The organism is Microbacterium sp. HMWF026, assembly GCF_003061325.1.
Taxonomy (GTDB): domain Bacteria; phylum Actinomycetota; class Actinomycetes; order Actinomycetales; family Microbacteriaceae; genus Microbacterium; species Microbacterium testaceum_E.
The window spans coordinates 1-1223 of the sequence record NZ_QAJB01000201.1 but is presented as its reverse complement, the minus strand read 5'-3'; the positions used below and the strand labels follow the sequence as shown (position 1 = coordinate 1223).

Sequence of the window (1223 nt, the reverse complement as noted above, 5' to 3'; positions counted from 1 at the left end):
GCTGCTCCACGCCGAGATACGTCGCGACGGTCAGCACCGCGATCCCCAGGGCGGTGATGGCGAGGGCGGCGGGGCCGGGGGGCAGGACCACGCCCGCGAACACGATGACGGGTAGATGCCACAGGTAGAGCGAGTACGACACGTCCCCGATGGCGACGGCGACGGGGTTTGTCAGCGGGAACAGGTGGCGGTGGCGGGGGTCGCCGGCCACCCCGCCGGCGATCACCAGGGCCGCCCCGGCCACGGGCAGCGCCGCCCACGGCGCGGGGAAGGATTCGGCGGGGTCGACGACGAAGAACGCGGCGACGACGACACCCAGGCCCACCCACGCCATCGCACCGCCCACCACCGGGTGCAGGCGGCGGAGCGGTCCGCCGGATGCCGCGAGCATCGCGCCCACGGCGAGTTCGCCCACCCTGGTCGTCGTCGAGAAGTACGCCATGCTGGCATCCACGGGCGTCAGCAAGACCGCCGCGGCCCCGGAGAGAGCGGTCACCGCCATCGCGAGGACGGCGACGGTCACCCGACCCCCGCGTCCGCGGCGAATAGTTCGCGGCAGCAGCATCGCCGCCCCCAGGACCATCACGGGCCACGCGACCGAGAACTGCTCCTCGATCGAGAGCGACCAGAAGTGCTGCAGCGGTGACACGTCGCCCGTGGCGAAGTAGTTGCGGCCCTCGAGTCCGAAGCGCCAGTTCGAGACGAGTCCCACCGCGCCGAGCGCGTCGCCGACCGTCCTCTCGGCACGGACGGCCGAGAACAGCGCGAACCCGGCGGCGACGACGACGGCCATCACGAGCAGAGCGGCGGGGAGCAGGCGTTTCAGGCGCCGCACGAAGAACGTCGACAGCCGGATGGTCCCCGCGACGCGCAGCTCGGAGAGAAGGATGCCGGTGACGAGGAACCCCGAGAGCACGAAGAACACGTCGACGCCGACGAAGCCCCCGCGGGGCCACCCCGTGAGATGGGTACCGACGACCGCCAGGACGGCGATCGCGCGCAGTCCCTGCAGATCACGACGCACACGCGACACGCCAGCGACCACGTCAGCTCCCTCCGGCCGCGGGAACCGGCCGCAGAGAGCCTAGTGGAAGCGCTCCCACGACGGGTGAGCAGGAAGCACCGACCCCACGCGAAAGCAAGCCCCGTTCTGCACGACGTCGCGGTGCTTTCATGAGCGCATGTGGCAGATCGCGGGTCTCCCCGCTCATCCCTTGCTGGTG

Annotated in this window: 1 protein-coding gene; it reads right to left on the bottom strand. The window is 71.5% G+C overall.

From position 1 onward, the window contains the following. On the bottom strand, window positions 1–1045 hold a 1045-nt coding region (locus DBR36_RS08415; protein ID WP_146185284.1), incomplete at its 3' end, for an acyltransferase. Between the last annotated feature and the right edge of the window lie 178 nt (window positions 1046–1223).